At 57.1% G+C, this 2,021-nt stretch carries 6 protein-coding genes; all 6 read left to right on the top strand.

From position 1 onward, the window contains the following. Positions 1-143 (top strand): Fe-S cluster assembly protein IscX (gene iscX, locus ADADOO_RS13840; RefSeq protein ID WP_511278088.1); only part of this gene is annotated, 143 nt, incomplete at its 5' end. Beyond that, a complete protein-coding gene (locus tag ADADOO_RS13835) occupies positions 122-469 on the top strand; it encodes a YkgJ family cysteine cluster protein (protein WP_511278087.1) in 348 nt (115 codons plus the stop codon). The genes iscX and ADADOO_RS13835, both read left to right, overlap by 22 nt. After that, positions 466-690, top strand: a complete 225-nt coding sequence (locus ADADOO_RS13830; protein ID WP_511278086.1) for a VF530 family protein — start codon at positions 466-468, stop codon at positions 688-690. Before ADADOO_RS13835 ends, ADADOO_RS13830 begins: the two co-directional genes overlap by 4 nt. After that, positions 687-884, top strand: coding sequence for a hypothetical protein (locus tag ADADOO_RS13825; RefSeq protein WP_511278085.1), 198 nt, complete (start codon positions 687-689; stop codon positions 882-884). The genes ADADOO_RS13830 and ADADOO_RS13825 overlap by 4 nt, the downstream gene beginning before the upstream one ends. Before the next feature lie 3 nt (positions 885-887). Then, on the top strand, positions 888-1,142 hold the full coding sequence (locus ADADOO_RS13820; protein ID WP_511278084.1) for a hypothetical protein: 255 nt from the start codon (positions 888-890) through the stop codon (positions 1,140-1,142). A 1-nt stretch (position 1,143) separates the two neighbouring features. Beyond that, a partial coding sequence (locus tag ADADOO_RS13815) for a SulP family inorganic anion transporter (protein ID WP_511278083.1) occupies positions 1,144-2,021 on the top strand: 878 nt, incomplete at its 3' end.

Below are 2,021 nucleotides of genomic sequence, written 5' to 3'. Positions count from 1 at the left end.
CTGACATCAATCCGTTGCAGATCAATTTCGTCGATCTGCGTGACTGCGTGATGGCCTTGCCTGGTTTCAACGATGACCCCAAGCACTGCGGCGAGAAAATTCTCGAAGCTATCCAGCAGGCGTGGATCGACGAGGTCGCGTAATTATTTCCACCGATCCCCTCGCGGTCGCCTGCGACAATTGCCAGGCGTGCTGTTGCCGGCTTGAAGTGATGCTGATGGGCGATGATGACGTGCCCAATCGACTGACAGAAGCAGATGAATGGGGTGGCGACGTGATGCGTCGCCTTGATGATGGCTGGTGTGCCGCGCTGGATCGGGACACCATGCGCTGCACAATCTATGCTCGGCGACCGCGAATATGCCGAGATTACGAGATGGGCGATAGTGACTGCCTGATCGAGCGCGGTCGTTATGCCGAAAGCCCTCATCGTCGTTATTGGTTGGTTCCAACACCGGTAAACTCATGAAAGATCAGCCAAACAATCCGCTGCATGGTGTCACTCTGGAAAATATTGTCACCGAACTGGTGGCATGCTACGGCTGGGCGTCACTCGGGCAGCAAATCGATATTCGCTGCTTTACACACGATCCCAGTATTGCCTCCAGCCTGAAGTTTCTGCGTCGAACCCCATGGGCGCGCAGCAAGGTGGAGGTGCTTTATGTGTCGATGAAATACGATCAACTATGACCTACGAAGAACATCTCGACGAAGTAACAACACTCATCACCGAAAAATACGACATCGCGGACGATGCGGCAATCAAGATGGTAATGCGCGCCCAGGCCGATGATTTTTTTACCGGCCATGACGACGATGAATCGATCTGTACGCTGGATCGGGCTCATCTCGATGCCAGGGCTATTTTCAAGAAGTACAAGTAAATCGTGCGCTCGACTCGGGCCACCGCTGCCGTTGCGCGCCTCAATCAACGCAGTGCGGGCCGTTATTTCGTCATGGTGATCACCAGCAACAGCCTGTTCGTTTTGCGCGAACGGGTTGAAGGTGCCGACAAGGATGTTTCCCAGCCGTTGGCGCTCAACGATTTTGTCCAGTTTGTAAATGCGCAAGGGCCGCAGATCGTGCCGCGCGTTACCAGAAATGATGCGGCTTTCGCCCGGCAACTGGTCAAGAAAAACTGAAATGACATGGGCTAGGCTGATCCCGGGGTGGCTGGCCCATTACCCGAAGAACAAGCTCGGCGCGGATGTCGTCGCCGGTCTCATCGTTACCATCCTGGTTATTCCGCAGAGCCTGGCCTACGCGCTGCTGGCCGGTTTGCCCCCACAACTCGGGTTGTACGTCAGCATCTTCCCGGTGATCGCCTACGCGCTGTTCGGCAGCAGCATGGTGCAGGCCGTCGGGCCGGTAGCCATCACCGCGATCATGACTTATTCCGTGTTGAGTCCGATTGCGCCGCCGGGTTCGGCGCTCTACATCATGCTGGCTGCGGCGCTGTCGCTGCTCTCCGGACTGATGCTGCTGGCCTGCGGCGTGCTGCGCCTGGGTTTCTTGTCGCAACTACTCAGCCGACCGGTAATCAGCGGCTTCATCTCGGGTTCCGCCGTGCTGATCATCATCAGCCAGCTAAAGTATCTGACCGGTGTTGCACCGCATGGATCGAGCAGCGGAGAACTGCTACTTGACCTTCTTCAAAAGCTGCCAAGGGCGCATCCTCCGACGCTGGCGATCGGGCTGCTCGCCTTCAGCATTCTCGCTTTCGTTCGCCTGGCCCTGGCCCGCTGGCTGGTCAGGATGGGTCTGGGCAAGCCCCGAGCGGATTTCATCGTGCGCTTGATGCCACTGGTTGTGGTTATCGTTGGTACGCTGGCTGTCATTGAATTCGATCTTGATCGAGGGCAGGGCGTAGCGGTCGTTGGTTCGGTGGTGGCGGGTCTGCCCGGCTTCATCTTTTTTGTTCCCGATCTCGATACCCTGCATCGCCTGCTGCTGCCCGCTTTCGTGATGATGCTGATCGGCATGGTGCAAAGCATCACGATGGCCCAGGCGCTGGCCATCAA

Origin of the sequence: Azonexus sp. (assembly GCF_036170495.1) — a bacterium.
Taxonomy (GTDB): Bacteria; Pseudomonadota; Gammaproteobacteria; order Burkholderiales; family Rhodocyclaceae; genus Azonexus.
This window is presented reverse-complemented; position numbering and strand designations above follow the sequence as displayed.

Excerpts from the sequence above, each read along its gene's own strand:
- ADADOO_RS13830 (WP_511278086.1), top strand. The coding sequence starts at position 466 with ATGAAAGATCAGCCAAACAATCCGCTGCATGGTGTCACTCTGGAAAAT.
- ADADOO_RS13825 (WP_511278085.1), top strand. The coding sequence starts at position 687 with ATGACCTACGAAGAACATCTCGACGAAGTAACAACACTCATCACCGAA.